The sequence below is a fragment of the Dyella sp. Tek66A03 genome (assembly GCF_052567735.1).
Genome location: NZ_CP199584.1, coordinates 3,183,202 through 3,208,493, shown reverse-complemented (window position 1 = coordinate 3,208,493; position 25,292 = coordinate 3,183,202). Strand labels below are relative to the sequence as shown.

The 25,292-nt window shown below is 62.2% G+C and carries 26 protein-coding genes, 1 tRNA gene, 1 other RNA gene and 1 pseudogene; 26 read left to right on the top strand and 3 right to left on the bottom strand.

Annotated elements, in window-relative coordinates; genetic code table 11:
- The first annotated feature begins 120 nt into the window (after window positions 1-120).
- The 14 genes from ACT01B_RS14225 (at window position 121) to lpxK (ending at window position 13,313) form a co-directional block, all read left to right on the top strand.
- Window positions 121-288, top strand: coding sequence for a DUF1674 domain-containing protein (locus ACT01B_RS14225; protein WP_445143891.1), 168 nt, complete (start codon window positions 121-123; stop codon window positions 286-288).
- An 86-nt stretch (window positions 289-374) separates the two neighbouring features.
- Window positions 375-770 (top strand): succinate dehydrogenase, cytochrome b556 subunit, encoded by a 396-nt coding sequence (gene sdhC / locus ACT01B_RS14220; protein ID WP_445143890.1) that lies wholly within the window; start codon window positions 375-377, stop codon window positions 768-770.
- Window positions 767-1,159, top strand: coding sequence for a succinate dehydrogenase, hydrophobic membrane anchor protein (gene sdhD / locus ACT01B_RS14215; protein ID WP_445143889.1), 393 nt, complete (start codon window positions 767-769; stop codon window positions 1,157-1,159). Before sdhC ends, sdhD begins: the two co-directional genes overlap by 4 nt.
- Before the next feature lie 5 nt (window positions 1,160-1,164).
- Entirely contained in the window at window positions 1,165-2,952 is a 1,788-nt protein-coding gene (gene sdhA / locus ACT01B_RS14210; RefSeq protein WP_445143888.1) for a succinate dehydrogenase flavoprotein subunit, read from the top strand.
- Window positions 2,953-3,056: 104 nt separating this feature from the next.
- Window positions 3,057-3,839: a succinate dehydrogenase iron-sulfur subunit gene (locus ACT01B_RS14205; protein WP_266181636.1), complete on the top strand. Its 783-nt coding sequence runs from the start codon at window positions 3,057-3,059 to the stop codon at window positions 3,837-3,839.
- 171 nt (window positions 3,840-4,010) lie between these two features.
- Window positions 4,011-4,259, top strand: a complete 249-nt coding sequence (locus ACT01B_RS14200) for an FAD assembly factor SdhE (protein WP_445143887.1) — start codon at window positions 4,011-4,013, stop codon at window positions 4,257-4,259.
- Window positions 4,231-4,668 carry a protein YgfX gene (locus ACT01B_RS14195; protein ID WP_445143886.1) on the top strand — a complete coding sequence of 146 codons (438 nt, stop codon included), beginning with the start codon at window positions 4,231-4,233 and terminating at the stop codon, window positions 4,666-4,668. Before ACT01B_RS14200 ends, ACT01B_RS14195 begins: the two co-directional genes overlap by 29 nt.
- 113 nt (window positions 4,669-4,781) lie before the next feature.
- The gene (locus ACT01B_RS14190) at window positions 4,782-6,029 is read left to right on the top strand and encodes a lipoprotein-releasing ABC transporter permease subunit (protein WP_445143885.1); all 1,248 of its coding nucleotides are present in this window, start codon (window positions 4,782-4,784) and stop codon (window positions 6,027-6,029) included.
- Window positions 6,030-6,194: 165 nt separating this feature from the next.
- Window positions 6,195-6,893 carry a lipoprotein-releasing ABC transporter ATP-binding protein LolD gene (gene lolD / locus ACT01B_RS14185; RefSeq protein WP_445143884.1) on the top strand — a complete coding sequence of 233 codons (699 nt, stop codon included), beginning with the start codon at window positions 6,195-6,197 and terminating at the stop codon, window positions 6,891-6,893.
- A 114-nt stretch (window positions 6,894-7,007) separates the two neighbouring features.
- Complete coding sequence (locus ACT01B_RS14180; RefSeq protein ID WP_445147491.1) at window positions 7,008-9,305, top strand: DNA internalization-related competence protein ComEC/Rec2; 2,298 nt, start codon at window positions 7,008-7,010, stop codon at window positions 9,303-9,305.
- Window positions 9,306-9,453: 148 nt separating this feature from the next.
- Window positions 9,454-10,116, top strand: coding sequence for a MotA/TolQ/ExbB proton channel family protein (locus tag ACT01B_RS14175; RefSeq protein ID WP_445143883.1), 663 nt, complete (start codon window positions 9,454-9,456; stop codon window positions 10,114-10,116).
- Between the two features lie 3 nt (window positions 10,117-10,119).
- Window positions 10,120-10,551, top strand: coding sequence for an ExbD/TolR family protein (locus tag ACT01B_RS14170; RefSeq protein WP_445143882.1), 432 nt, complete (start codon window positions 10,120-10,122; stop codon window positions 10,549-10,551).
- Window positions 10,548-12,320, top strand: a complete 1,773-nt coding sequence (gene msbA, locus ACT01B_RS14165; RefSeq protein WP_445143881.1) for a lipid A export permease/ATP-binding protein MsbA — start codon at window positions 10,548-10,550, stop codon at window positions 12,318-12,320. The genes ACT01B_RS14170 and msbA overlap by 4 nt, the downstream gene beginning before the upstream one ends.
- A 9-nt stretch (window positions 12,321-12,329) precedes the next feature.
- A complete protein-coding gene (lpxK, locus tag ACT01B_RS14160) occupies window positions 12,330-13,313 on the top strand; it encodes a tetraacyldisaccharide 4'-kinase (protein ID WP_445143880.1) in 984 nt (327 codons plus the stop codon).
- Window positions 13,314-13,379: 66 nt separating this feature from the next.
- Here the strand turns inward: lpxK and ACT01B_RS14155 are convergent, their stop codons facing one another.
- Window positions 13,380-13,853 (bottom strand): glycine zipper 2TM domain-containing protein, encoded by a 474-nt coding sequence (locus tag ACT01B_RS14155; protein ID WP_445143879.1) that lies wholly within the window; start codon window positions 13,851-13,853, stop codon window positions 13,380-13,382.
- Between the two features lie 150 nt (window positions 13,854-14,003).
- On the opposite strand from ACT01B_RS14155, the gene ACT01B_RS14150 reads away from it, so the two are divergent.
- The 4 genes from ACT01B_RS14150 (at window position 14,004) to ACT01B_RS14135 (ending at window position 16,818) form a co-directional block, all read left to right on the top strand.
- Window positions 14,004-14,399: a DUF6165 family protein gene (locus ACT01B_RS14150; RefSeq protein ID WP_445143878.1), complete on the top strand. Its 396-nt coding sequence runs from the start codon at window positions 14,004-14,006 to the stop codon at window positions 14,397-14,399.
- Between the two features lie 924 nt (window positions 14,400-15,323).
- Window positions 15,324-15,638, top strand: coding sequence for a hypothetical protein (locus tag ACT01B_RS14145; RefSeq protein WP_445143877.1), 315 nt, complete (start codon window positions 15,324-15,326; stop codon window positions 15,636-15,638).
- Entirely contained in the window at window positions 15,635-16,195 is a 561-nt protein-coding gene (locus ACT01B_RS14140; RefSeq protein ID WP_445143876.1) for a hypothetical protein, read from the top strand. Before ACT01B_RS14145 ends, ACT01B_RS14140 begins: the two co-directional genes overlap by 4 nt.
- Window positions 16,192-16,818 carry a hypothetical protein gene (locus tag ACT01B_RS14135; protein WP_445143875.1) on the top strand — a complete coding sequence of 209 codons (627 nt, stop codon included), beginning with the start codon at window positions 16,192-16,194 and terminating at the stop codon, window positions 16,816-16,818. Before ACT01B_RS14140 ends, ACT01B_RS14135 begins: the two co-directional genes overlap by 4 nt.
- A 318-nt stretch (window positions 16,819-17,136) precedes the next feature.
- Here ACT01B_RS14135 and ACT01B_RS14130 read toward each other — a convergent pair.
- A pseudogene (locus ACT01B_RS14130) lies at window positions 17,137-18,015 on the bottom strand (IS3 family transposase); the annotation flags it as partial.
- Window positions 18,016-18,229: 214 nt separating this feature from the next.
- On the opposite strand from ACT01B_RS14130, the gene ACT01B_RS14125 reads away from it, so the two are divergent.
- Both ACT01B_RS14125 and ACT01B_RS14120 read left to right on the top strand, forming a co-directional pair.
- The gene (locus tag ACT01B_RS14125) at window positions 18,230-18,970 is read left to right on the top strand and encodes a hypothetical protein (protein WP_445143874.1); all 741 of its coding nucleotides are present in this window, start codon (window positions 18,230-18,232) and stop codon (window positions 18,968-18,970) included.
- Between the two features lie 151 nt (window positions 18,971-19,121).
- Window positions 19,122-19,808 carry a hypothetical protein gene (locus tag ACT01B_RS14120; RefSeq protein ID WP_445143873.1) on the top strand — a complete coding sequence of 229 codons (687 nt, stop codon included), beginning with the start codon at window positions 19,122-19,124 and terminating at the stop codon, window positions 19,806-19,808.
- 132 nt (window positions 19,809-19,940) lie between these two features.
- Here ACT01B_RS14120 and ACT01B_RS14115 read toward each other — a convergent pair whose 3' ends face one another.
- Complete coding sequence (locus ACT01B_RS14115; protein WP_445143872.1) at window positions 19,941-20,984, bottom strand: glycosyltransferase family 9 protein; 1,044 nt, start codon at window positions 20,982-20,984, stop codon at window positions 19,941-19,943.
- Between the two features lie 50 nt (window positions 20,985-21,034).
- Between ACT01B_RS14115 and ACT01B_RS14110 the strand changes: the two genes are divergently transcribed.
- The 6 genes from ACT01B_RS14110 to dnaX all read left to right on the top strand — a co-directional run bounded on the left by ACT01B_RS14110 (window position 21,035) and on the right by dnaX (window position 25,291).
- Window positions 21,035-21,766: a 3-deoxy-D-manno-octulosonic acid kinase gene (locus ACT01B_RS14110; protein WP_445147490.1), complete on the top strand. Its 732-nt coding sequence runs from the start codon at window positions 21,035-21,037 to the stop codon at window positions 21,764-21,766.
- Entirely contained in the window at window positions 21,763-22,521 is a 759-nt protein-coding gene (locus ACT01B_RS14105) for an MBL fold metallo-hydrolase (protein WP_445143871.1), read from the top strand. The genes ACT01B_RS14110 and ACT01B_RS14105 overlap by 4 nt, the downstream gene beginning before the upstream one ends.
- Before the next feature lie 116 nt (window positions 22,522-22,637).
- Complete coding sequence (locus ACT01B_RS14100) at window positions 22,638-23,141, top strand: DinB family protein (RefSeq protein WP_445143870.1); 504 nt, start codon at window positions 22,638-22,640, stop codon at window positions 23,139-23,141.
- 95 nt (window positions 23,142-23,236) lie between these two features.
- A tRNA-Ser gene (locus ACT01B_RS14095) sits at window positions 23,237-23,329 on the top strand.
- A gap of 60 nt (window positions 23,330-23,389) precedes the next feature.
- An RNA gene (gene ffs, locus ACT01B_RS14090) (signal recognition particle sRNA small type) lies at window positions 23,390-23,486 on the top strand.
- A 119-nt stretch (window positions 23,487-23,605) separates the two neighbouring features.
- On the top strand, window positions 23,606-25,291 hold the full coding sequence (gene dnaX / locus ACT01B_RS14085; protein ID WP_445143869.1) for a DNA polymerase III subunit gamma/tau: 1,686 nt from the start codon (window positions 23,606-23,608) through the stop codon (window positions 25,289-25,291).
- Window position 25,292 lies beyond the last annotated feature (1 nt).

Below are 25,292 nucleotides of genomic sequence, written 5' to 3'. Positions count from 1 at the left end.
CGAGGTGTGGGCAGAGGGGCGGGAGGACAAGGTCGGAGCGCTTACTGTCAGACGATTGCTCGGCCGTCAAGGTTGTGCTGAATTTACGCAAGTATTACGCTTTCGGGGCTTTCACATACCATGTCCGATACGTCCTCCCAACCAGAGTCCAATCCGGCTTCCGTTCCCTCGGAGCATTCCACCGTGCCTGTCGTTCCGGTTAAGGACAAGGCCTCGGTAGAGCGGCCGGCGCCGGATCCCACGCGCTACGGCGATTGGGAAAAGAACGGGCGCTGTATCGACTTCTGATCCACCGGGCCGGCTCATGCGCTGGCATCGATGGAAACAGGGAAGGGCGTTAAAGGGCATCAGCGATTCCACTCAGGATAGCCGCCATGGCAGACACGCAACGACCGCTCTCTCCTCATCTGGGCATATATAAGTGGCAGGTGCAGATGGCGACATCCATCCTGCATCGCGGCACCGGTATTGCCCTGGCCGTAGGCACCTTGCTGGTGCTGTGGGGGGTGTTCTCCCTGGCGCAAGGCGAGGACAGCTACAACCAGTTCAGGATCTGCATCGGTAGTCCCGTGGGTCTCGTGCTGATGTTCGGTTGGACTTGGGCGCTGTTCTATCACCTGTGCAACGGCATTCGTCACCTGGTCCAGGACAGCGGTGCCGGTTATGCCATTCACCAGTTCGTCCGCACCAGCTGGCTGTCGATCATCGTGAGCATCCTGCTCACGGTCATCGTGTGGGCCTACGTGCTGACCTCCGGGGGTGCCGCATGAGCGCGGGCAAGGACTTTCAACATCCGCTCAAGCGCGCCCGTGGCCTGGGCTCGGCGCAGTCGGGCGTAAGCCACTGGTGGACGCAGCGTGTCACCGCCGCCGCCCTGGTGTTCCTGAGCATCTGGTTCGTGGTGATCGTGCTGAGCCTGCTGCACGCGGACTATGCCAGCGCCCGCGCCGTGGTGGCCAAGCCTTGGAATGCCTTGCTGCTGGTGGCCTTCGTGCTCACCGTGTGCTGGCACGCCGTGCTCGGCCTGCAGATCGTGATTGAAGATTACGTGCACACCCGCTGGAAGGAGGTTGCCCTCCTGGTGCTGGTCAAGTTCATTGCCGTATTGGGCACATTGGCGACGCTGATGGCCGTGCTGCGCGTGGCGCTGGGAGCCTGAGTTCGATGGAAAGCTACAAGATCCAACAACATAAGTATGACGTGATCGTGGTCGGCGCCGGTGGCGCGGGCCTGCGCGCCACCTTCGGCCTGGCCGAGAAGGGCCTCAAGGCTGCCTGCATCACCAAGGTGTTCCCGACGCGCTCGCATACGGTGGCGGCGCAGGGCGGCATCTCGGCGGCGCTCGGCAACATGGGCGAAGACGACTGGCGCTTCCATTTCTACGACACCATCAAGGGTTCGGACTGGTTGGGCGACCAGGACGCGATCGAATACATGTGCCGCGAGGCGATTCCAGCCATCATTGAGCTGGAACACTACGGTGTGCCGTTCTCGCGTACCGAGGAAGGCAAGATCTACCAGCGCCCGTTCGGTGGCATGACCACGCACTACGGCAAGGGCACCGCGCAGCGCACCTGCGCCGCCGCCGACCGTACCGGCCACGCCATCCTGCACACGCTGTACCAGCAGGCGCTGGCGCATGACGCCACGTTCTTTATCGAATACTTCGCCATCGACCTGATCTTCGACGAAGAGGGTGTGTGCCGCGGCGTACTCGCGCTGGACATGAATGAAGGCACCTTGCACTTCTTCCGTGGCCATTCGGTGGTGCTGGCGACCGGTGGTTACGGCCGCGCCTACTTCAGCGCCACCTCGGCACATACCTGCACCGGCGACGGTGGCGGCATGGTGCTGCGCGCGGGTCTGGCCCTGCAGGACATGGAGTTCGTGCAGTTCCATCCGACCGGCATCTACGGTTCGGGCTGCCTGATCACCGAGGGCGTGCGTGGCGAAGGTGGCTACCTCACCAACTCCAATGGCGAGCGCTTCATGGAGCGCTATGCGCCGAACGCCAAGGATCTGGCCTCGCGCGACGTGGTCAGCCGCGCCATGACCATGGAGATCCGCGAAGGCCGCGGCGTGGGCGAGCACAAGGACCACATCTTCATCAACCTGATGCACCTGGGCGCGAACGTGATTCACGAGCGCCTGCCCGGCATTGCCGAGTCGGCACGCATCTTCGCCGGCGTGGATGTGACCAAGGAGCCGATCCCGGTCATCCCGACGGTGCACTACAACATGGGCGGCATCCCCACCAATTATCACGGTGAGGTGGTGCAGAAGAAGGGCGACGACGTCGACGCCATCGTGCCGGGCCTGTTCGCCATCGGCGAAGCGGCTTGCGTGTCGGTGCATGGCGCCAACCGCCTGGGCTCCAATTCACTGCTCGACCTGGTGGTGTTCGGTCGTGCCGTGTCGCATCGCTGCGCCGAACTGATCAAGCCGGATACGGCGCACAAGGATCTGCCGGCCAACGTGCTGGACAAGGCACTGGCCCGCTTCGACAACCTGCGCAACGCCAAGGGCAGCCAGCCGACCGCGAAGATCCGCGCGGAAATGCAGCGCACCATGCAGTCCGACGCGGCGGTGTTCCGTACGGGCGATTCGCTGAAGGAAGGCTGCGAGAAGATTTCCAAGGTCCGCGATTCGTTCAAGGACGTGGGTGTCAGCGACCGCTCCATGGTCTGGAACTCCGACCTGATCGAGACGCTGGAACTGGCCAACCTGCTGGATCAGGCCGTGGCCACCATGTACTCCGCTGCTCAGCGTCACGAGAGCCGCGGCGCGCATGCCCGCGAAGATTTCCCTGATCGCGATGATGTGACTTGGCAGAAGCACACCCTGGTGGCGGTGGATGAAGCGGGCAATACCAGTTTCGATTTCCGCCCGGTGCATATGTACACCATGACCGATGAGGTCGAGGTGGTGCCGCCGAAGAAGCGCGTTTACTAACCGGGTTCGAACTCCTTGGGGAGTTCGGCTCGAGGTTCTTTCATCGTAGTACCGGCGCTCGCAAGACGAGCTGTTACGGCAAGCACGAGATCAGTGAGGCAAACGTGGCAGAGTTTTCGCTACCCAAGAATTCCAAGGTCCAGCCCGGCAAGCACTACCCGGCCAAGGACGCCAAGAAGCCGCGTACGTTCCGCATTTATCGCTGGACGCCGGACGATGGCCAGAACCCGCGCATCGACACCTATGAGGTCGACCTGGCCGCGTGCGGTCCGATGGTTCTGGACGCGCTGCTGAAGATCAAGAACGAGATCGACTCGACGCTGACGCTGCGCCGTTCCTGCCGCGAAGGTATATGCGGCTCGTGTGCGATGAACATCGATGGCACCAATACGCTGGCCTGCACCAAGGCCATCGAGGATTGCGGCTCGGGCGACGTCAAGATCTATCCGCTGCCGCATATGCCGGTGGTCAAGGACCTGGTGCCCGACCTGACGCACTTCTACGCCCAGTTCGCCTCGATCAAGCCCTGGCTGCGTACGCAGAGCCCGGCCCCGGCCGACAAGGAGCGTTTGCAGTCACCGGAAGACCGCAAGAAGCTCGACGGCCTCTACGAGTGCATCCTGTGCGCCTGCTGCTCGACCAGCTGCCCCAGCTACTGGTGGAATGGCGACCGCTACCTCGGTCCGGCCATCCTGCTGCAGGCTTATCGCTGGATCGTCGACAGTCGCGACGAGGACACCGGTGCACGCCTGGACGATCTGGAAGACCCGTTCAAGCTGTATCGCTGCCATACCATCATGAACTGCGCGCGCACCTGCCCGAAGGGCCTGAACCCGGCCAAGGCGATCGCGGAGATCAAGAAGCTGATCGTCGAGCGTCGTACTTAAGCTCTGATTCCCTCTCCCCTCTGGGGGAGAGGGTTAGGGTGAGGGGCGGGTGCTCGTGGGAGAACTTCCTAGCCCGCGCTTGGCAAAACTGAGGCAAGATTGCCCCTCACCCCAATCCTCTCCCCCCAGAGGGGTGAGGAAGTAGCTAAGGAGGCGCTTCGCGCATTTTTTATGGAAGAAGCCCGCATCAAACGGCTGCGCTGGCGCACCCGGCGCGGTACCCGTGAACTGGACGCCCTGTTTGGCGGTTGGCTGGACGAGCGTTTCGCCGAAGCCGACGAAGCGCAGCGCCAGGCTTTCGAGGCGCTGCTGGACGTGCAGGACCCGGACCTGTGGGACTGGGTCATGGGGCACGCCAAGGCATCTCGCCCGGACTGGCAGGCGATCATCGATGACATCCGTTCCCGCCATCGGCTTTGAGTATTCGCCTTCGCATTGGCTCCCGCGCTTGCTCGTGGGGATGTCGATGCTGGCACTGTTGGCGATACTGCTGGCGGCCGTCCCGTTCTGGTTGAAATACCCGTTGGCGGTCATGCCGATCCTGGCAGCTCGTCATGCCGCATTGCGCTTCAGGCGATCTCCGGTGCGGGCGGCTGGCTGGAGCCGCGATGCTAGCTGGACCTTGCGCGTCGCCTCCGGCGACGACCTGGCTGCCTCGCTTGACTCGTTTCGCGCGATAGGCGATTTCATCTGGCTGCGACTGTCCTTGGCCGGCGGCCGCAGCGTCGTTTTGCTGCTGGCGCCTGACAATACCGATGCCGATATCCGGCGGCGGCTCCGTATGCGCCTGGCCTTGCCTGCCCACGACGAGGCGGCGAAGCCGGCCTAGCGAGCCTGGGCACTCTGTCGCCTGAACGCGGTCCTACGGTTTCACCGCTTATCAGGCGATAATCGGCCCCACGTGGGCGGCCAGCCCTTTCGAATCCCCAAAGCGACCTGCCCATGTTTCGACCGTTAGAGCTTTTTATCGGCCTGCGTTACACCCGAGCGAAGCGTCGCAATCAGTTCATCTCCTTCATCTCCACCGTCTCCATCGTCTGCATCGCCATCAGCGTGATCGCGCTGATCACGGTGATGTCGGTGATGAATGGCTTCGGCGACGAGTTGCGTACGCGTGTCCTGGGTGCCATCTCCCACGCTACGGTGTCGGGTCTGCCGGGCGAGAGCGTGCAGAACTGGCAACGTGCGGTACAGATTGCCGACGCCAACAAGCATGTGAAGGGCGCGGCGCCCTACGTGGAGACGGAGGCTTTTCTGCAGGCTCGTCGTCCCAGTGGTGCGATCGTGCGCGGCATCGAGCCGACGCAGGAGCCGAAGGTCTCGGACATCGACCAGCATATGGTCGAAGGTGCATTGACCGATCTGACCCCCGGCAGTTGGAATATCGTGCTTGGCCGTGAGCTGGCCATGTCGCTGGGTGTATCGGTGGGCGACAAGGTCGTGGTGGCTGCACCGTCGTTCCGCTCTACGCCCGTCACCGGAAGCGTGCCTACGCTGCGTGGTTTCAGGGTGGTCGGCATCTTCGAGCTGGGCATGCAGGAGTTCGATGCCAATCTTGCGCTCGTCAATATGAGCGATGCCCAGAGGCTGAGTGGCGTGGCAGGACCTACAGGCATCCGCCTGCGCCTGGATGACATGTTCAATGCCGGGCTGGTGGCTCATCAGCTCGCGGATCAGTTGGGCCAGGTCTATCGCGTAGACACCTGGATGGACAGCCATGCCAATTTCTTCTCCGCCATCTCGATGGAGAAGAAGGTGATGTTCATCATCCTCTCGCTGATCATCCTGGTCGCCGTGATCAACCTCATTTCGATGCTGATGATGCTGGTGACCGACAAGCAGGCCGATATCGCCATCCTGCGCACGCTCGGCTCGACGCCGCGCAGCATCATGGGCATGTTCATGGTGCAGGGCGTGCTGGTCGGCGTCGTGGGCATAGGCTTCGGCGTAGGCCTCGGCTCGCTGCTGTCGTGGAAGCTGCCCGGCATTGTGAAATGGATTGAGCAGGTCACCGGCGTCACCTTCCTGTCGCCGGACGTCTATTACATCAGCGAGCTTCCCAGCAAGCTGCTGGCCAGCGATGTGGGCTGGGTGGCCCTGATCACCTTCCTGTTCTCGTTACTTGCCACCCTCTATCCCGCGTGGCGCGCCTCGCGTACCCAGCCGGCACAGGCGCTGCGTTATGAGTAGAGAGCCTGCTTTGGCCCTACCCGTGCCCCGCGCCGGGCCGCTTTTCGCGCATGCCGGCGTCATCGTTCAGTCGTGTATCGACATACACTCCATCGCTCTTCCTTGGCCTGCGCGCAAACCGACTCCGGCGCGGGGCACGGGTAGGGCCAAAGCAGGCTCTAACCCATGACTTCCCCCAACGACATCGTGCTGCGCGCCAGCAACATCGCCAAGGTCTACGAAGAAGGCGACCTGAAGACCGACGTGCTCGCCGATGTCAGCTTTACGCTTAAGCGTGGCGAGACGCTGGCCATCGTCGGCGCCTCGGGCTCGGGCAAGAGCACGCTGCTGCATATCCTCGGTGGCCTCGACACGCTGACGCGTGGCGACGTGGAAGTGGAGGGGCAGCATCTCTCGCGCCTTTCCGATGCCGAGCGCGGTCGCGTGCGCAATCGCTCGATGGGCTTTATCTACCAGTTCCATCATTTGCTGCCCGAGTTCACCGCGCTGGAGAACGTGTGCATGCCGCTGTTGATTCGTGGTGTGGCGATTGCCGAAGCGGAGCGACAGGCCAGCACCTTGCTCGGACGCGTTGGCTTGAGCCAGCGCCTGCAGCACAAGCCTTCGGAGCTTTCCGGCGGCGAACGCCAGCGTTGTGCGGTCGCGCGTGCCCTGGTAACGCGGCCCGCGTGCGTCCTGGGCGACGAGCCCACCGGCAATCTCGATGAGGCCAACGCGGCGCACGTCTACGACTTGATGCTGGAGCTCAATCGCGAGATCGGCACCAGTTTTATCCTGGTGACGCACGACAATCGACTGGCGGCACGCATGGACCGCACGCTTGAGCTGCACAACGGCGTGCTGATGGAGAAGACGCACGCTTGATCGCGTGCGTGCTTCGGCCGTGCGGTTGAGCCGATGCCTACAACGATTTCCGCCGCTGCGCGAATAGCCAGACGCTAACCTGTCTCCTTCCACAAGGATGGAGGGAGCGTCTTGCTGCGCAGGGGCGGTGCGATGGTGCCTGGTCTGATGCTGATGCTCGGCGTGCTGGCCGTGCAATGGCTGCCGGTGCTGCCTCCGCGCTGGGTTTGCCTCGCCATGGCGGCTGTCGCACTTGGTCTTGCGTGGCGTTTTCCGCGTGCGCGCTGGATCGCCTGGGGGCTGTTCGGCATCGCCTGGGCGTGCTGGCGTGGCGGATGGGCGATGGAATCGCGCCTTCCCCACGCATGGGAAGGTCGCGACCTGCAGGTGGTCGGCACCGTCAACGATCTACCCACGAGTCGCGAAGACGCCACCGGTTTCGTCCTGTCAGTAGCGCGTGCCGAGCTGGACGGCATGCCGGTTCCGTGGCGAGGGCGCGTGCGCGTGAACTGGTACAACAACGCACCGACCATCGCGCCTTGTAGCCGTTGGCAGCTGACCTTGCGTTTGAAGCGGCCGCGTGGCCTGATCAATCCCGGCGGTAGCGACAGCGAGCGCACCGCGTTGGAACGCGGCATCGTGGCCACGGGTTATGTGCGCGACGACCCCTCCAATGTGCCGCTCGATCCGGCGGTTTTTTGTATTGACCGTGTGCGCGATTCGATCGGTCGCGGCATCGCGGCACGAGTGGCCGATACGCACGATGCCTCGCTGCTGCAGGTGTTCGCGGTGGGCGATACCCGCGGCCTCAGCCAGAAAGATTGGGAGGTGGCTCGGGCCAACGGCATCCCGCACCTCATTTCGATCTCCGGATTCCATGTGGGCGTGGCGGCGCTATTCGGTATCTGGTTGGCGCGCCTGCTCTACTGGGTGTTTCCTGCCTTGGCCTTGCGCGTGCCGCGACCTCCGTCCCAAGCGGCATTGGCGTTGTTTGCTGCGGGTATCTACAGCGCGCTGGCCGGCTTTGGTCTGCCGACCGTGCGAACCATGTTGATGATCGGTGTGGTGGCGCTGGCCCGTTGCTTGCGTCGCCAACCGACCGGACTGCAATCGCTGGCCATGGCCCTTGTTGTCGTCCTGCTCTTCGATCCACTGAGCGTGTTGGCCGCGGGGTTCTGGCTGTCCTTTGTCGGCGTGGCGTTTCTGATGCTCTGCCTGACGACGCGCGGTCGCGGCCTGCGCGGCTTCCTGCACGAGTTGTCGGCGGGACAGCTGGTCATGACGCTAGCGCTGCTGCCGCTCACCATGTGGTTCTTCGGCGAGGCATCGCTGGTCGGCGCCTTGTCCAATCTGATCGCGGTGCCGTTCGTCAGTTTCGTAATCGTGCCTTGCACCTTGCTCGGCATGCTGTTGCTTGGACTGTGCCCGCCGCTCGCCGCGCCCATGCTGTGGCTTGCCGGCATGCTGACGCACCTGCAGTGGTGGTTGCTTGAAAGGATGGCAACCTGGCCCGGCGCCCACTGGTATCTGCCGGACGTGCGCCTGGGGGCGCTGCTGTTGGCGACGCTCGGGGCGTTGTGGCTGTTCACGCCGCGTGGCGTGCCAATGCGCTGGCTGGGCGTGCTGTTGTTCCTGCCTTTGCTGCTGCCGCCGCGTTCGCCGCTAGGCGAGGGGGCGTTCCAGCTATGGGTGCTGGACGTGGGGCAGGGACTGGCGGTGTTGTTGCGCACCCAGAACCATGCCCTGGTGTATGACGCCGGGGCGCGCTATCCCTCGGATCTCGATCTCGGTGAGGCGGTCGTGCTGCGGTCGATGCGGGGCATCGGCATGCGTCGCCTGGATGTGCTGGTGGCCAGCCATGCCGACAATGATCACGCGGGAGGGGTGCCGGCGGTGGCCAGGGCGTTTCCCGACGCGCAGCGTTATTCGGGCGAACCCGAACGACTGCCCTTGCCCATGGCCGCTTGTGAGGTCGGCCTATCCTGGGTCTGGGACAGTGTGACCGTGCGAGTACTGCCGTCAGGGGCAGCGTCGGCGTCGAGTAACGATCGTTCCTGTGTCTTGCTGGTCGAAGGCCGGGGTGGCCGGGCCTTGCTTGCCGGTGATATCTCCGCGCGCGTGGAGCCCACCGTGGCCAGCGCTGTAGCGCCCGGCCCTCCGTTGGTGCTGTCAGTGCCGCACCATGGCAGCCGCAGCTCGTCCAGCACGCCCTTCATCACGGCAATCCAGCCAACGCTGGCGCTGATTTCGTCCGGCTGGCGCAACCGTTTCGGTCACCCGCATCCGTTGGTGATTCGGCGCTACGACGACGCTGGCGTGCCCTGGCTGAACACGGCGCGCTCCGGCGCCATCCAGGTCGATTTTCCGGCCGATGCTCCCCCACGGGTGATCTCCCAAGAGCGCCAGCAGCAGTCTCGCTACTGGCGCGAATAGGCCCCTGGGGGCGAGCGGCGGGCCAAGATGAATGACCGGCCCGGTGCCCGGTTTCCAGTCAATGCACAACTGCCACCGGTGCCGCGGAACCGCTGGACGGGGCTGTTATGATGCGCCCTTCCTACCGATCGAGTGGCGCGGAGTCGTTGTGCTGGAAATCCTGATGGCTGGTGGCTGGGCGATGTTGCCCATCCTGATTTGTTCTGCGGTCGCCCTGGCGATCGTGCTGGAGCGTTGCTGGACGCTGCGTCGTCGCTCGGTACTGCCGCCCGGTTTGGGCGAAGAAGTACGCAACTGGGCGCGCTCGGGCCAACTGGACCCGAGTCACCTGACGGCGCTGGCCAACGGTTCGCCGCTGGGCGAGCTGCTCGCCTCGGCGCTGGCCGTGCGCAATCGTCCGCGCGAACTGATCAAGGAGCGCATCGAGGATACCGGCCGCCATGTCGTGCACCGCATGGAGCGCTACCTCAACACGCTCGGCACCATCGCCTTGATTGGTCCGTTGCTCGGCCTGCTGGGTACCGTGATCGGCCTCATCCGCATGTTCATGGACGTCATGAAGGGTGGCGTGGGCGATCCGATGAAGATGGCAGGCGGTATCGGCGAGGCGCTGATCTGCACGGCCACTGGTCTTATCGTGGCCATTCCCGCTTACGTGCTGCACCGGTATTTCCGCTCCAAGGTGGGCGGCTACTGCGTGGAGATGGAGCGCCAGGCCACCGAGCTGCTCGACGAACTGACCATCACCCAGCAGCCGGCGCCGCGTTCGCGCGCCGCAGCGCGTGCCACGACCGAGTCGAGCGCGAGCTGACGCATGCGTATTGGCAATGACCGTCGGCAAGACGATATCGAGATCAACGTGATCTCGTTGATCGACGTGCTGCTAACCCTGTTGATGTTTTTCGTGCTCACCACCACCTTCATCCAGCACTCGCGGATGCAGGTGACCTTGCCCAGGGCCAGTGCCGAGGAGCGCGATATGCAGGCTCCCGCGCTCACCGTCGTGGTGGACCGCGATGGCCATTTCTATGTGGGCAGCGATGAAGTGCTGGGCGAGGGCGTCGAGCCGCTCAAGCAGGCCATCGCCAATGTGGCCGGGGATGATCGCGAGCGCCAGGTGACCATCCGCGCCGATGCCATGACGCCGCATCAGAACGTGGTAATGGCCATGGATGCGCTGGGCCAGCTGGGCTTCTCCAAGCTATCGATCGCCACGACGCCGACGCAGGCGGACAAGGGCCAATGAGCGGCGAGAAAGTAGCGATCTGGGACGCGCACACGCGCCAGATCTACAAGCGCCTGCTGGGTTACACCAAACGCTTCTGGGTGGTGGGCGTCATCGCCGTGACCGGCATGCTGATCGATGGCGGCGGCCTGGCCGTTTTCACCAAGCTGCTTGTCCCGATGATCGACAAGCTGTTTGTGGAGAAGGATGCGTACCTGATCTTCTGGATGCCGATCTGGATCATCCTGATCTTCTTCGTACGTGGCCTTGGAACCTTTGCCAGCAGCTACGGCATCTCCTATATGGGTCGCAATATCGTGCAGTCGATCCAGCGCGATGTATTTGCTGCCTACCTGCGTTTGCCTGCCGCGTTCTTCGGCGAAGAGCATTCCGGGCATCAGGTGTCGCGCATCACCTACACCAGCGAGCAGGTGGCTTCGGCAACGACTGATGCCGTGAAAGTCATGGTGACGGAAGGCGTCACCGTCATCGGCATGTTCTACGTCATGATCAGTACCAGCCCTTACCTGACCCTGGTGGTGCTGATCATGGTGCCGCTGATCTCGCTGATCGCGACCGTGGTGAGCCGTCGCTATCGCTCCATCAGTCGGCGTATCCAGAGCACGATGGGTTCAATAACGGGTACGGTGGAAGAGTCGGTCGCGGCGAATCGCGAAATACGCATCTATGCGGGCCAGCAACACGCCTCCTCGCGCTTCGATGAAGTAACCAATTACACGCGACGCCTCAACCTGAAAGTCGCAGCGACCAATGCCACGTCGAGTTCAGCCATCCAGACGGTGGCGGCGGTGGCGCTTGCGGTCATGGTGTTCCTGGCGACCCGGCCAGGCGAAATCGAAAAGATCTCCGCTGGTGTGTTTATTGCCGTACTGACGGCGATGGGCGGCATGATGCCGTCGCTTAAGCGCTTGGCGAACATCCAGTCGAATGTGCAAAGCGGTATCTCAGCGGCCGAGAATCTATTCGAGATCATGGATCTTCCGCCCGAAACCGACACCGGCACGCAGGTGCTGGAGCGCGCGCGGGGCGACCTGCGTTTCGAGGACGTGCATCTGGTTTACCCACGCAATGCGTTCGAGGCCTTGCGTGGCATCAACCTGCATTGCGCCGCTGGCACGGTGACGGCCCTGGTCGGGCGTTCGGGCAGCGGCAAGAGCAGCCTGGTCAGCCTGCTGCCGCGCTTCCATGCGCCAAGCGCGGGCCGCATTTTGGTGGATGGCCTCGACTACGAGGCATTTACGCTACCGTCCTTGCGCCGGCAGATCGCCTGGGTAGGGCAGAGCGTGGTGCTGTTCGACGGCACCGTGGCCCAGAACATCGCCTACGGTGAGCTTGCCGGTGCCAGCGAAGCGGACATCATGGCGGCGGCCGAAGCGGCCAATGCCTGGGAATTCATTCGCAACATGCCCAAGGGTCTGCATAGCGAGATCGGGCAGGGCGGCAATATGCTGTCCGGTGGCCAGCGCCAGCGCATCGCGATTGCGCGCGCCCTCCTCAAGAACGCGCCCATCCTGGTGTTGGACGAGGCGACCAGCGCGCTCGATACAGAATCCGAACGGCTGATCCAGCAAGCGCTGCAGCGACTGATGAAGGACCGCACGACACTGGTGATCGCGCATCGACTTTCCACCATCGAGCATGCCGACCAGATTGCGGTCATGGATCAGGGCCAGATCGTCGAGCGCGGTACCCACGCCGAACTGCTGACCCTGGGAGGCCACTACGCCGCGCTCCATCGCATGCAGTTCCACCACCAGAGCAGTGACTGAGGCGCAGCCATGACCCTGGCCGAACGTCTGGAATCGGCTTGGTATGGTGTTGGCCGGACGCCGTGGTGGGCGGCGCCGCTTGCCGCGATCTACGGCGCGGCTATCTGTATGCGCCGGGCGTTCTATCGGCTGGGTCTGTTGCGCCAAGTGCGCCTGCCGGTGCCGGTCGTGGTGATCGGCAACCTGAGTGTTGGCGGCACCGGCAAGACGCCGGTGACGATTGCCGTAGCTGAGGTCCTGCGCCGTCGCGGCTATACGCCGGGTGTCGTCAGTCGTGGTTATGGCGGCTCGCATGTCGAGCCCGTGCTGCTGGACGCGACGCCCGATCCCGCCATGGTGGGCGACGAACCTTGCCTGATCCATGCCAGCGGCGTGACCGTGGCCGTGGGGCGCGATCGTCCCGCCGCCGCCAGGCTGCTGATCGATGCTGGCTGCAATGTGGTGATCGCCGACGATGGCCTGCAGCACTATGCGCTGGCGCGGGATGTCGAGATCTGCGTGATCGATGGCGTGCGCCGTTTCGGCAATGGGCGGCTGCTACCCGCGGGCCCGCTGCGCGAACCGCTGTCGCGCTTGAATCGCGTGGATTTCCGTATCAGTAACGGCGGCGTAGTGGCACTCGGTGACGTGCCCATGCAGCTGCAAGGTGGCCTGGTGCGGGCGTTGGCCGACGATCACGTCAAGCCGCTATCGGACTTCGCCGGACAGACCGTGCACGCCGTCGCGGCCATCGGCCACCCGCAGCGTTTCTTTGCCAGCTTGCGCACGCAAGGCATCACGGTGGTGGAGCATGCCTTTCCCGATCACCACGCTTTTGTGGCGGCCGACCTGGCGTACGCCGATGGCCGGGCAGTACTGATGACCGAAAAGGATGCGGTGAAATGCCGAGCCTTTGCCCAGCCGCATTGGTGGGCGGTCCCGGTACGGGCCGCACTGCCGCCGGACTTCTACGAGGATCTGGTGGCGCGACTGACCACGGCGCGCCCGCACTGAACTCCTTGTTTCGGGCAAGAAAAAAGCCGACCCTGGGGTCGGCTTGCTTTTGCTGAGCGGCCGCGCTTACTGGATGCGCGTGATATTGCCGCCCTGGTCGATCTGCACGATATCGCCCGAACGGATCGCGCTGGCGTCCGGCACGTTGACATTGGCGATGCTGCCGTTGCCCATGCGCACGTGCACGGTGAAGCTCTGGTGGCCACCGCCGCTATTGGCGCCGATGCGGTTGCCGGCATAGCCGCCGCCGACCGCGCCGGCCACCGTCGCCAGGGTATTGCCCTTGCCCTTGCCGACCTGGTTGCCCAGCACGCCACCGGCGATGCCGCCGATGATGGTGCCAGCCATGCTGTGGTCACTGCCCTGGCTGACGTTCTGGTCGATCGAGTCGACGGTACCGCATTGGTCGCAACGCACGAAGATGCCGTCGTTGCGGACCAGGACGTTGCCGTTGCCGCGGGACTGTTGTGCACCGGCGGCCAGCGGGCTGAGGGCAAGCAGGGCGGCCAGGGGCAGCATAAGAAAGCGTTGCGTGGACATGGAACCTCTCGGGTTGGGGTCGGGTACCGCGCCAGTCTAATGCGACAGGCTGAACCAAGGGACAAGACACCGCTTATGATATGCGTTCTGTCAGCCAGGCAACGCGATTGATTGATCACGGGGCCTTGCCCATACCCGTCGGAGTTTTCCATGAGCCTTATCCAAGTCCCCGTTTCCTATGGCGAGCTGATCGACAAGATCACCATCCTGGAAATCAAGTCGCAGCAGATCACCGACCCCGCCAAGCTGGCCAACGTCCGCAACGAACTCGATCTGCTCAACACGACATGGTCCGGCGCCGCCGCCTCCCACACCGACATCGCCGACGAGCGCGCCCGCCTGCTGGCGGTCAACGAGCTGTTATGGGACATCGAGGACCGCATCCGCCTCAAGGAGAAGGCCCAGGCGTTCGACGCGGAGTTCATCGAGCTGGCCCGCGCGGTCTACTTCCGCAATGACGAGCGCGCCGCGGTGAAACGCGAGATCAACCTCAAGCTGGGCTCTCAGCTGGTGGAAGAAAAGTCGTACAAGGACTACCGCGCGTAGGCCGTCATGGCCCGGCGCGGTGATCCGATGTCCTGTGCGCTGGGCCTGCCCACTTACGCACCTTCATTGCGTGCGTTGAGCGGCTAGCCGCGGGCGCCGAGCTGCATTGGTTGTTGCCTGTCGCGTCGGTAAACCGATCCGCTGGACTGCTGCCATAGGGCGGGCCCCGTGCGTCGAAAAGCCACAGTGCCTTAGGCATTGCCTGCTGGAAGACGGTTGGCGATTCGCCTACGTTGTCCCGCATGCTCGAGGACGTTCGTCCAGGCAAAACACCCCCCGAAGGAGGCCGACGGCCTCGAGCGTACTTTTCCGGGCATGGGCGCAGGACGATTCGCGGACGATACGGGCCTCGCGTTATGGCACGCGCCGGCGTCCCCTGCCTGTCATGTGGAAAGCGACATTCATCAGCGGCGACTCGCGTGCCGACTGACGGACAAGGTAGGAAATCGCTGGTTCGCCTGAGAGCCGCGCTGGCAGAACGCGGTCGCGCCATTGAAACCACTCTTCTGTGCCCACTCCAGAGAGTCTCGAAAAGCCTGTCTTTATGGTGGGAGCGACTTCAGTCGCGATAACGGGCATCCAGACAAGCGTGTGTCGCGACTGAAGTCGCTCCCACCACGAATCGCGCGCGCTATCACAACGACCTGGTCAAAGGGTTTTTCGAAGTGCCCTCCGGAGGGTGGTCGCGATCTTGCGTCCCTGGACGTTCGCAGGCAGCAGATAGTCGTGCCGCTTTTCAGAATTTCCTGATGTTTCTGGTTGAGCGACGTCGGTAGCCTCTCGTGAACCGACAGGCCCGTTGGCACCCGTACCCTTGATACAGGTTCAACGGGCTTGGATGGCCTGATAGCAGGACTCATCGGGGGCAGGAACACGACTCGCGCATGATTAGGATCATTCCGATGGACCGCGGAATTCCTTTTAATGCTTGAGGTTGTTCTGGCCGCAATGGGAGCGGTCGCCACGCGCGAATTACCAAGGAAAGGCAAGTGCAGCAACGCAAGGAGAGTGGGCTGCGTCGATGGCTGTCGTGGTGGATCATGGCGGGCGTCATGGTACCGGTGCGTGGTGGCGCCGCCTAATGCGACCGTGTTTCTTGGCAACGGCGATGCCGTGAACGGCTTCTATGGGGGGCAGTTGTTCAACTGGAACGCCACTGTAGTGCCGATCAAGTTCATCACCGGCCATCCCTATGAAAACTACAAACCTTATGTCGACGGAGCGGCGAAGGACAAATGAACACTAAGATTAAAATCTTGGCGACCCTGTGCGTCGCGTGGGGTCTCGTTAGCTGCGTATCTATGGCGGACTATCAGGTAGCTATTGTGAATGACGGATCATTTGCAGCGTTTGACAAGCAGTTTGCGGTGAATCCTTTGGACTACCCCGTCTTTGCTCTTGCGGGTGATCAAGCTAAGCGAGACCCGGAAATAGCAGCACGGAATCAACCACGAGAGTGGGGTGACGACATTCTTCCTAGTGATCGATGGGAAATAACTCGTCTGGTGAACGGAAGGTATTTGGCCTATTCCAACTCATATGGGTACAGGTACTGCAAACGACAGGTGCAAGGATGGATACACGATTGCGACCTAAATGGCCGAATGGACGGTGATTATTACAAGTACCTATATGTAGATCGCGACGGATTCGTGCATGGATGGCAATACATAAGAAATAACAAAATGGCTCCGTTTGAAAAAACCTGGTTCAAAGTAAGTAACAAAGGCGACTGGTCGGGGCAGCCTTGGTTCAAGTGCGTGGATCGTTGCGACAAGCTGGTCAACATGAAATGAAGCCGGCCAGTTTTTCGCCTCGCCCCCTGTCTTTCAGTGCGCAATTTGGTTCAATCGCCCTGTGCGCAACGGGGACGTTGGTGGGTTGCGCTTCTATGGCCGACTATCAAGCAGCGTCGGCTAACGACGGCACGTTTGCCGCTTACGACAAGCAGTTTTCCGTTAACCCGATCGACTACCCGGTTTTCGAGCTTGCAAAAATCGATAGCCTGGAAGCTCCGCGGTATGGGGTAAATCAATCGCACGGTTTCGCCGGATCACTCACTCCGGCCTTCCTCTCCGGTGAACGCTGGCAGGTGACCCATAATATAAATGGGCGCTACTTGATGTATGCGGAAGCATATGATCATCGGTTTTGCGTACTCCACGCCAGTCGGCCACTGCCTCCGTTCAAGAAAAACGCAGACAGCATGTGCGCACGAAATTTTGGCGATCTCCAAAAAATCCATGTCTACGTTCGCCGAGATGGCAGCGTTTACGGATGGCAGTTTCTGAAGAACGAGCATCTGGCGGTGGGGGCTGAGAAAAAATCGTGGATTCGTGTCGAGGACTCCGGTGACTGGTCGGGCCAGCCCTGGTTCAAGTGCGTGGATCGTTGCGACAAGCTGGACAACATGAAATGACGTCGCGCGGTTTCCTTGTTTGCATCTCACTTGGGGCAGTTGTTCAACTGGAGTACCGCCGTGATGCCGATCAAATTCATCACCGCCCATCCTTATGAAAACAACAAAACCTACGTCGATGGGGCGACGGGGAGAACAAATGAACACCACCATCAATAGTCTAATTGCCCTATGCGCAGCATTGATTCTATCGGGTTGTGTCTCGATGGCTGACCGGTAACGGGTAACGGGGTCAGAGCCCCTTAGGTCCAGGGATCTGGATGGCTGACTTGTCGATAGGTGAAGCCTGATAGGTGGTCAGTTTGGAGTTACCAGGATTTAGTGGACACCTGATCGGTGGCTTCGATGTGCCGCTTCGAACTCAATCGGACTGATGCCACCGAGATGACTGTGGCGACGTGTCGGATTGTAGAAGCCCTCGATGTACTCGGACACGTCCAGAGTCGCAGTCTCTCGGTCAGCGTAGATGCGCTTCTTGATGCGTTCCTTTTTCAGACTGCCGAAGAAGGACTCTGCTACGGCATTGTCCCAGCAGTTTGCGCGCCTACTCATGCTCGGCTCGAGGTGATTGGCCTTGCAGAACCGCCGCCAAGCGTCGCTTCCATACTGAGCTCCTTGATCCGAGTGGATCAAGGTCTTGCGGGGCCGCCGGCTACGCACGGCTTTCATGACGGCCTCTAGAACCAATTCTCGATGGATCGTCGGCTTGACGGCCCAGCCGACGACCCGGCGCGAGAAAAGATCCATGATTACGGCCAGATAGAGCCAACCCTGCCAGGTTCGGATGTATGTGATATCTGTCACCCACGCTTCGTTCGGTCGCGACACCGTGAACTGGCGCTGCAGTAGGTTTGGGATCAAGGCTTGTGGCTTGGTCACCGGGATGTGCCGCGTGCGATAGCCATGCAGTGCCCGCAATCCGTTCTCCCGCATCAAGCGCGCAACCCTGTGCTTGCTGCACGTCTCTCCGAGTTCGCGTAGGTCTTGGAACACCCTGGGCGCGCCATAAATTCCGTGACTGGCGGTGAAGGAGGCGCGGACAAGTCGGAGCAGTCGAGCATCTTCCTGGGCTCGATCAGATACCGGATGATCCAACCAAGCGTAGTAACCGGCGCGGGCAACTCCAAGGAGTCGACACATCACTTGTATGCTGAACTCGTTCCGATGCGACTCTATGAACTTATACGCACGCCGAGCTTTGCTTGGGAACTTGTGCGTAGACATGTCGCTGCCCTCCAACCGCAAGCTCAGATGCTAGACCTTGTCCAAGGAAGGCTGGTAACTCCACTCTGACCCGCTTTACTTCGAGCGCGAGCGTAGTGGCACTTCCCACGCTGTTACATCAGTACGGCCTTTCCAACACCGAAGTACTGTGGCTACAGATGCAATTGAACGGCAAGGAAAAGAAGTGATGAGCGGAACGGCATGGGGCGCCAAAGTTGCCTCGCTGATGACTATCGTGGCGTTGGGTGGTTGTTTGCATCGCTCGCCAACGTATGCCGGTTCGCGCGCCTCCGGCATCAATCCTGCTGATTACCTTCACGCTCCGTGCCCGGATTTCAGTGGAACGTACGAGGGCATTGGGACGTTGGTCAAAGGGGGAAATGTCAGTGAACAATATCTGGCCTTCTATTTCCTTTTTCCCGATGGCGCGCCGCAGAACACGGAGGAAAGGGAGCGTGTCCGACGAAACCATATCCGACCCGAAGGTTTACCCCGATGGGTAGATATGCCGATCGGTGACGGCACGCGGTCCAAACGTGTGCAGGTTGGCGGTCAATTTAAGGAAGCAGATTACGCCAAAGTGACGCAAGAGGGTCCACGCTCACTGGAGATAACGCTCGGCTATAAGAGCGGAACAATCGGTACGTATCACTCGGATTACAAGGACCCAGAGATCTACATCTGCAAGGACGGGAAGGTAATGTCGGGCGGTCCAGCTCCCGGCAAGACTCGCTCTGATATGGGCAGGACACAATGGTTCGGCCAGCAATCCTTCTATAAGGACGGCAACGGCGACCTCTTACTGGAAAGGGGCAGCCAAGTCGATATGAATGTCTTGTTCGTTCCTATCGGTTCTGTAAGGTCGTATGGAATCTATCGTTTCAAGCGCGTATCGGCGCCGGAATCAGCCTTGCAGCCATCACATTGACTGTCCCGTCCAGAGCGCAGAGGTGGCGTGCAATGCCACTTTTGAAGCGAACGCTTCGCGCACTCAACTCAGACGTCTATATCTCGCGAAGGAGCAGGTGGCGGATGCCTCTCCTACTAGTACTCACCATTGACCGTCACGGAATGAATTAATGAAAAAGTTGATGCTGCTTCTATCCCTGTGTCTTACTGCTTGCGCGTCAACGCCTAAGGCAACACGGATTGATATGCCTGGCCCAGACCTTTCTGTCGCCGTTCACGTCGATGACCTCAGGCCGGCGAGTGAGAAGGAAGACAAAATCTTCAGCCTTCTCGTCACGAGTAGCGGCTATGGCATCTACCGCAAAGGTGACAGCACGCTGGACCCGCCCGCGATTCACGTGTTTCGCCGTGTAGCCTATGAAACCCTGGGCGATGAGGTCACAAAGGCCCCCATTACGGTTCATCACTTGGTGGTCTATGCCAATGCCAAGTCGGAGTTGCGGAAGAGCTCCATCGGCATTGGGCTGGGTGGCGCGTTGGGAGGAGCGATAGGTGGTGCGGCGGCAGGCGTGTCAGCCCAAGGTGCCGTACCGGCTCAAACGAACATTAACCAGTCCATCGTGGACAGGAACGCCTTTGAGAAGTACGGCGACGAGTACGAGCGTGCGTACTACACCATTGCCGAGAACCCCCAGCATGCCTCGGTGTTCGTTATCTATATCGACGCAACCATCGCAGGAAAGCGGATTTTCGTGAAAACTATGGCTCCAACCAGAGTGCAGGACGGCCAGAATGCTTACAGCGTTGCCGTTCAATCTGCCATTCAACACTGGCTGAGCCAGTACTCCGCCTCATAGTCATACGCGATGCACTATCCGTCCGCCCCCGAGGCAAAAATCGGGTTACCTCATGCCGGCCCTGTTCTCGTTGTATGTCGCGATTGTTGTCCCGTCCAAAGCGCACGGGTGTAGCGATGCCAGGCGTGATGCTCAGCCAAGGCCGAGATACCGAGCGCAGGCTTCAAAGCGGTCGATGACGTCGTCCACGCCGATCAGGTCCATCACGCCGGGCTTCTCGATCTTGCTGCCCCAGGGAATCTCGCTGGCCGGTTTGCCGAAGCATTTACGCGAGGCTTCGTCGTATTTGTTCACGCACCAGCGGCGATCGGAGTAGGGGCCGGAGCGATCCGGATTGCTGGGCGCGTGCAGGCCCAGCACCTTGCAGCCGACCGTGTTGGCCATGTGCATCGGCCCGGAATCCGGTGTCAGCAGCATTGGGGCGCGCGCAAGCATCGCCATCAGCTGCTTGAGCGTGTCCTTGCCGGTGAGGTCGAGCGGGGCGTGGCGACAGGCGGCAATGACGGCATCGGCCATGCTGCGTTCGAGGGCGGAGGGGCCGCCGACGAGCACCACGCGCCACCCGCGTGCGCTGGCGTGATCCATCACGGTGGCATACCGTTCCGGCCTCCAGTTGCGCAGTACGTGGCTGGAGGTGGGGCTGACCAGCAGGGTCGGTGTGTCGCCAGGTAGCTGTTCGGCCGCCCAGGCATGCGCCTCCTCGGGTACGGGAATGTCCCATCGCACGTCGGTCTGCTTGAGTCCCAGTGGCTCGCAGAAACTGCCGATGGCCTCGAGGACATGTTCGCCCGTGCGCGCAGGAATGCGCTCATTGATGACCAGGCCGTGGCCGTCCTTGGCGCGTGCCTTGTCGTAGCCCACACGCTGGCGGGCTTTGATAAACAGGCTGAGCAGGTTGGAGCGCAGCGCAACCTGCATCTGCAGCAACGCATCGAAACGCTGGCCGCCCAGCGCCTCGCCTACGGCGCGCATGCCGGCCAAACCCGCCCCCTTGTCGAAAGTCACGAAGCTTACGCCGGGCAGGTCGCCGACCAGGCGACGCTCCAGCTTGCCGACGATCCAGGTCAGCTCTGTTTGTGGCCATGCCTTTTGCAGGGTCCGCACCAGCGGCACCACGTGGGTGACGTCGCCGATGGCAGAGGTGCGTAGCAGGCAGATCGAGGAGGGAGCAGGCATGGGCTAGAATCGCTGGACTTAGGGCGGAAGGCGGGCGTCGATAACGCATGATGGCGATGCAGGAACGAATCCGCGAGGACTCCGCCGGAGCGATTCTGTTCGACGCGGCGGTGTCGCCACAAGTCGACGCTGACTGGTTCGTGCCCGAAGCCTGGCGTGAGCGCGGTGCGCTGCGCCAGCAGGCGGGCGGCCGCGGTGGGATTGCCATCATCGAAACACCGGTCGGCGAATGCGTCTTGCGGCACTACCGGCGGGGCGGCCTGGTGGCCTCCTGGATGGGTGATCGATACCTGTGGACCGGTGCCGACCGTACGCGGAGCTTTGCCGAGTTCCGCTTGCTTAGCGTCATTGCGGCGCTCGGTCTGCCCGGGCCACAGGTCATAGCTTGTCGCTACCAGCGAAGCGGCCTGTTCTATACGGCAGACCTGATCACTCGTCGAATTGCCCACTCCCGGACGCTGGCGGAGTGTCTGGCGGCCGGCGTGCTCGACAGCGAGATGGCCGAACGGGTCGGCGCGCTGGTGGCGCGCTTTCATCGGGCAGGCATCTGGCATGCCGACCTCAATGCGCACAATGTACTCGTGACGACGGACGAGCTTTACCTGATCGATTTCGATCGCGGATGCCAGCGCCCACCTTCCGACGCGTGGCAGCAGGCCAACCTGCAGCGTTTGCGCCGCTCACTGGTCAAGCTGGGCGCAGCCGCGCAGGACCAGTCCGGCTTCGAAGAACACCTGTGGAAACCCCTGGTCTACCGCTACGAGCGTACCCTTCGCGCATGAACTGGAATCTGCATTTTCTTGGTGTAGGCGCGGCGCATGCCGTGGAGCTGGGCTCGTCGGCCGTCGTGCTTGAGCGCGATGGCGCTCCCGTGCTGCTGGTCGATTGCGGCCCCGATACGCTGGATCGTTACCAGGCCGCCTATGGCGAGCCGCCCCGAGCGGTGTTCATTACGCATATCCATATGGATCACGTGGGTGGCATGGAGCGGTTGTTTTTCCGCCTGTGGTTTGACGAGCAGTGGCGTGGCCGCACCAAGCTGTTCATCCATGCCGGCTTGATGACTTGGCTGCAGGCGAGGGTGGCGGATTACCCGAATGTGCTGGCCGAGGGCGGCGTGAATTTCTGGGAAGCGTTTCGGCTGGTGCCATGCACACGCGGATTCTGGCTCGACGGTCATTGGTTCGATGTGTTTGCCACGCGTCACCATATGGCGGGTACGTCGTATGGCGTGGCGCTGGCGGGCAGCTTTGCCTATACCGGCGATACGCGTCCGATTCCTGAGGTGTTGGCGCGGGTTGCGGCGAGCACTGAGGTCATTGCCCACGACTGCGGTCTGGTAGGCAACCCCTCGCATACCGGTATCGATGATATCGAGCGCGAATATGACGCCGCACAACGCCAGCGGATGCGGCTTTATCACTATGGAAGTGAGACCGATGGCGCGGCGTTGCTGGCGCGCGGGTATGCCATTGCGCGAGCGGGTGAGCGCGTTGCGTTGCCGGCGCCGGCTCCGACCAGGCCTGATGCCGGCTAGGAATGGCCTCAATGGATCGTCATCCCAGGCAGAAGCTTCGCTGTTGAGAAGCTCGTCGGTGGAAAGACGGGCAAAATCCCCGACAACCATTTTTGACGCATGGGGCATTCACCGCCATGACAACCCACTATCTGACGAAGCTACTGCGCTACCGCGCCTGGGCCGACCAGCTGACCTACGGCGCGGTGGCCGCCCTGCCGGAGGGCGCCGCCGAGGCAACCCGTGCCACGATCTTCGGCAATATGCTGGGCACGCTTAGCCACACCTATGTGGTCGACGATATTTTCCAGGCGCACCTGCAGGGGCGCTCGCACGGCTATACCAGTCGCAAGATGCCCGAGCCGCTGGCGCTGAATGAGTTGTGGCTGCGGCAGCAGGCGATGAACGACTGGTATCTTGCCTATGCCCAGGCGCTTTCGCCCGCCCAGGCCGCCGAAGAAGTGTCGTTTCAGTTCATCGGCGGCGGGGACGGGCGCATGAGCCGTGAGGAGATGATCCTGCACGTGGTCAACCACGCTACCTATCACCGTGGTTTCGTCGCCGAGATGTTCTACCAGGTGCCGGCCAAGCCGCCGGCCACCGACCTGCCGGTATTCCTGCGCGACGTTTCCCAGCCCTGAGCCGACGGGGTATCTCTTGTACGAACGGCCTGCTGCCGTTATCCTTTCGCCTCTTTGCCGGGCGAGTTGTCCGGTTGAAGAGGTTTCACCACCGCGGAGAGGTGTCCGAGTGGTTGAAGGAGCACGCCTGGAAAGTGTGTATACGGCTTATCCCCGTATCGCGGGTTCGAATCCCGCCCTCTCCGCCAGTGAGTGAAACCAAGCGCCGCCCCTGGGCTGACGCAAAATGTACGTCTCTATGGTGGCCCTGTCGGTCCCCCCGCGACGATAGTTCGTAAATTCCGCCAGGCCCGGAAGGGAGCAACGGTAGCGAATGATTCGGGTGCCGGGGTGTGGCTGGCAGGGCCGCCGCCTTTCTGGGGTTGGTGAATTGTGCTGTAGCCATGGCGCTGTGTGGTCACCGCTGACTTAGACTTGCCTGTGCTGACTTGGCACAATCGGCCTTCGCCCCAAGGTATCTCTGCATGTCCTATCAGGTACTCGCGCGCAAATGGCGCCCCCGCAAGTTCGCCGAACTGGTCGGGCAGGAGCATGTGGTGCGCGCGCTCACCAATGCGCTCGACACCGGCCGCATGCACCATGCCTATCTGTTCACCGGCACCCGCGGCGTGGGCAAGACCACGATTGCGCGCATTTTCGCCAAGTCGCTCAATTGCGAGCGCGGCGAATCGGCCGATCCCTGTGGCGAATGCGCGGTGTGCACGGCGGTCGATGCCGGCCGCTTCGTGGACTTGCTGGAAATCGACGCGGCCAGCAACACCGGCGTGGACGATGTGCGCGAGGTGATCGAGAACGCGCAGTACGCGCCGGCACGGGGGCGCTTCAAGGTGTACCTGGTCGACGAGGTGCACATGCTGTCCAAGCCGGCCTTCAATGCCTTGCTGAAGACGCTGGAGGAGCCGCCGCCGCATGTAAAGTTCCTGCTGGCGACCACCGACCCTCAAAAGCTGCCGGTGACGGTGCTGTCGCGCTGCCTGAAGTTCAACCTCAAGCGGCTGCTGCCGGAGCAGATCTCGGGGCAGATGCGCCACATCCTGGGCGCTGAGAATATTCCTTACGAAGACGCTGCCATCGCCGAGCTGGCGCGTGGCGCGGATGGCTCCTTGCGCGACGGCCTGTCGTTGCTGGACCAGGCAATCGCCTATGGCGGCGGTACGCTGCGCGTGGACGATGTGCGGGCCATGCTCGGCAGCGTGGCCCGTGGCCAGGTGCTCGGCCTGCTCGAGGCGCTGGCGGCCGGCGACGGTGAAGCCTTGATGGCTGAATGCACGCGTATTGCCTCGTACTCGCCCGATTTCGGTGGCGTGCTGGACGACCTGGCCAGCGTGCTGCATCGCATCCAGCTGATCCAGCTGGTGCCGGGTTATCGTCCCGATGAAGACGGTAGTGATGACAGCGCCCTGGTGACGCTGGCCCAGCAACTGGCACCCGAGGACGTGCAGCTTTACTACCAGATTGCCACTTCCGGACGCCGCGATCTTGCCTTGGCTCCCGATGCGCGCACCGGTTTTGAAATGGCGATGCTGCGGATGCTGGCATTCCGGCCGACGGATGGCGGCCAGGCGACGTCAGCGGAGCGTCCTGCGGCTCCTGCCTCACGCGCACCGGCATCGCCGCCGCGCGCTGCAGCGCCGGTGGTGAACGAGCGGATGCATGTCGCCAGCGCGGCCGAAACGCCCGCGTCGCGCGTCGCGCCATCCCCGGTAGCGCCGGTTGCACCCGTCGCGGCGCCACCACGGGAACCGTTGGTTCTCGATGCAAACGGCCTGCCGCATTGGGATGCCCTGATCGAGCGCGCGAATCTGCGCGGCCCGCTGGGTCAGCTTGCGCAGAATGCGGCCTTGCGTGGGCGCGACGGCATCACCCTGCTGCTGGCCTTGCAGCCCGCGCATATGCATCTTGCGGTCGAGCCGATGGTGGGGCAGATGGAGGAGCGCATCAGCCAGACGCTGGGCGAGCGCATCCGCCTGCGCTTTATGGAGGAACGCGGCGGGACCACGGAAACGCCGGCGGCGCGTGCCGCCAACGCGCGCGAAGCCGCGCAGTCGGCGGCCGAGCAGGCCATTGAAGAAGATCCCCTGGTGCAGTCGCTCAAGCGCGAGTTCGGTGCGCGCGTGGTGCCCCAGTCGATCAAACCCTTTGAGAACTGAC

What these genes read in the sequence shown, in the direction of transcription:
- sdhD (WP_445143889.1), top strand. Translation starts at nt 767, where the DNA reads ATGAGCGCGGGCAAGGACTTTCAACATCCGCTCAAGCGCGCCCGTGGC.
- sdhC (WP_445143890.1), top strand. Translation starts at nt 375, where the DNA reads ATGGCAGACACGCAACGACCGCTCTCTCCTCATCTGGGCATATATAAG.
- ACT01B_RS14170 (WP_445143882.1), top strand. Translation starts at nt 10,120, where the DNA reads ATGCGTATTGGCAATGACCGTCGGCAAGACGATATCGAGATCAACGTG.
- ACT01B_RS14225 (WP_445143891.1), top strand. Translation starts at nt 121, where the DNA reads ATGTCCGATACGTCCTCCCAACCAGAGTCCAATCCGGCTTCCGTTCCC.
- lolD (WP_445143884.1), top strand. Translation starts at nt 6,195, where the DNA reads ATGACTTCCCCCAACGACATCGTGCTGCGCGCCAGCAACATCGCCAAG.
- sdhA (WP_445143888.1), top strand. Translation starts at nt 1,165, where the DNA reads ATGGAAAGCTACAAGATCCAACAACATAAGTATGACGTGATCGTGGTC.
- dnaX (WP_445143869.1), top strand. Translation starts at nt 23,606, where the DNA reads ATGTCCTATCAGGTACTCGCGCGCAAATGGCGCCCCCGCAAGTTCGCC.
- ACT01B_RS14150 (WP_445143878.1), top strand. Translation starts at nt 14,004, where the DNA reads ATGAGCCTTATCCAAGTCCCCGTTTCCTATGGCGAGCTGATCGACAAG.
- ACT01B_RS14155 (WP_445143879.1), bottom strand. Translation starts at nt 13,853, where the DNA reads ATGTCCACGCAACGCTTTCTTATGCTGCCCCTGGCCGCCCTGCTTGCC.
- ACT01B_RS14140 (WP_445143876.1), top strand. Translation starts at nt 15,635, where the DNA reads ATGAACACTAAGATTAAAATCTTGGCGACCCTGTGCGTCGCGTGGGGT.
- ACT01B_RS14195 (WP_445143886.1), top strand. Translation starts at nt 4,231, where the DNA reads ATGACATCCGTTCCCGCCATCGGCTTTGAGTATTCGCCTTCGCATTGG.
- ACT01B_RS14190 (WP_445143885.1), top strand. Translation starts at nt 4,782, where the DNA reads ATGTTTCGACCGTTAGAGCTTTTTATCGGCCTGCGTTACACCCGAGCG.
- ACT01B_RS14145 (WP_445143877.1), top strand. Translation starts at nt 15,324, where the DNA reads ATGCTTGAGGTTGTTCTGGCCGCAATGGGAGCGGTCGCCACGCGCGAA.
- ACT01B_RS14115 (WP_445143872.1), bottom strand. Translation starts at nt 20,984, where the DNA reads ATGCCTGCTCCCTCCTCGATCTGCCTGCTACGCACCTCTGCCATCGGC.
- ACT01B_RS14110 (WP_445147490.1), top strand. Translation starts at nt 21,035, where the DNA reads ATGGCGATGCAGGAACGAATCCGCGAGGACTCCGCCGGAGCGATTCTG.
- msbA (WP_445143881.1), top strand. Translation starts at nt 10,548, where the DNA reads ATGAGCGGCGAGAAAGTAGCGATCTGGGACGCGCACACGCGCCAGATC.
- ACT01B_RS14120 (WP_445143873.1), top strand. Translation starts at nt 19,122, where the DNA reads ATGAAAAAGTTGATGCTGCTTCTATCCCTGTGTCTTACTGCTTGCGCG.
- ACT01B_RS14125 (WP_445143874.1), top strand. Translation starts at nt 18,230, where the DNA reads ATGAGCGGAACGGCATGGGGCGCCAAAGTTGCCTCGCTGATGACTATC.
- ACT01B_RS14200 (WP_445143887.1), top strand. Translation starts at nt 4,011, where the DNA reads ATGGAAGAAGCCCGCATCAAACGGCTGCGCTGGCGCACCCGGCGCGGT.
- ACT01B_RS14100 (WP_445143870.1), top strand. Translation starts at nt 22,638, where the DNA reads ATGACAACCCACTATCTGACGAAGCTACTGCGCTACCGCGCCTGGGCC.
- lpxK (WP_445143880.1), top strand. Translation starts at nt 12,330, where the DNA reads ATGACCCTGGCCGAACGTCTGGAATCGGCTTGGTATGGTGTTGGCCGG.
- ACT01B_RS14105 (WP_445143871.1), top strand. Translation starts at nt 21,763, where the DNA reads ATGAACTGGAATCTGCATTTTCTTGGTGTAGGCGCGGCGCATGCCGTG.
- ACT01B_RS14135 (WP_445143875.1), top strand. Translation starts at nt 16,192, where the DNA reads ATGAAGCCGGCCAGTTTTTCGCCTCGCCCCCTGTCTTTCAGTGCGCAA.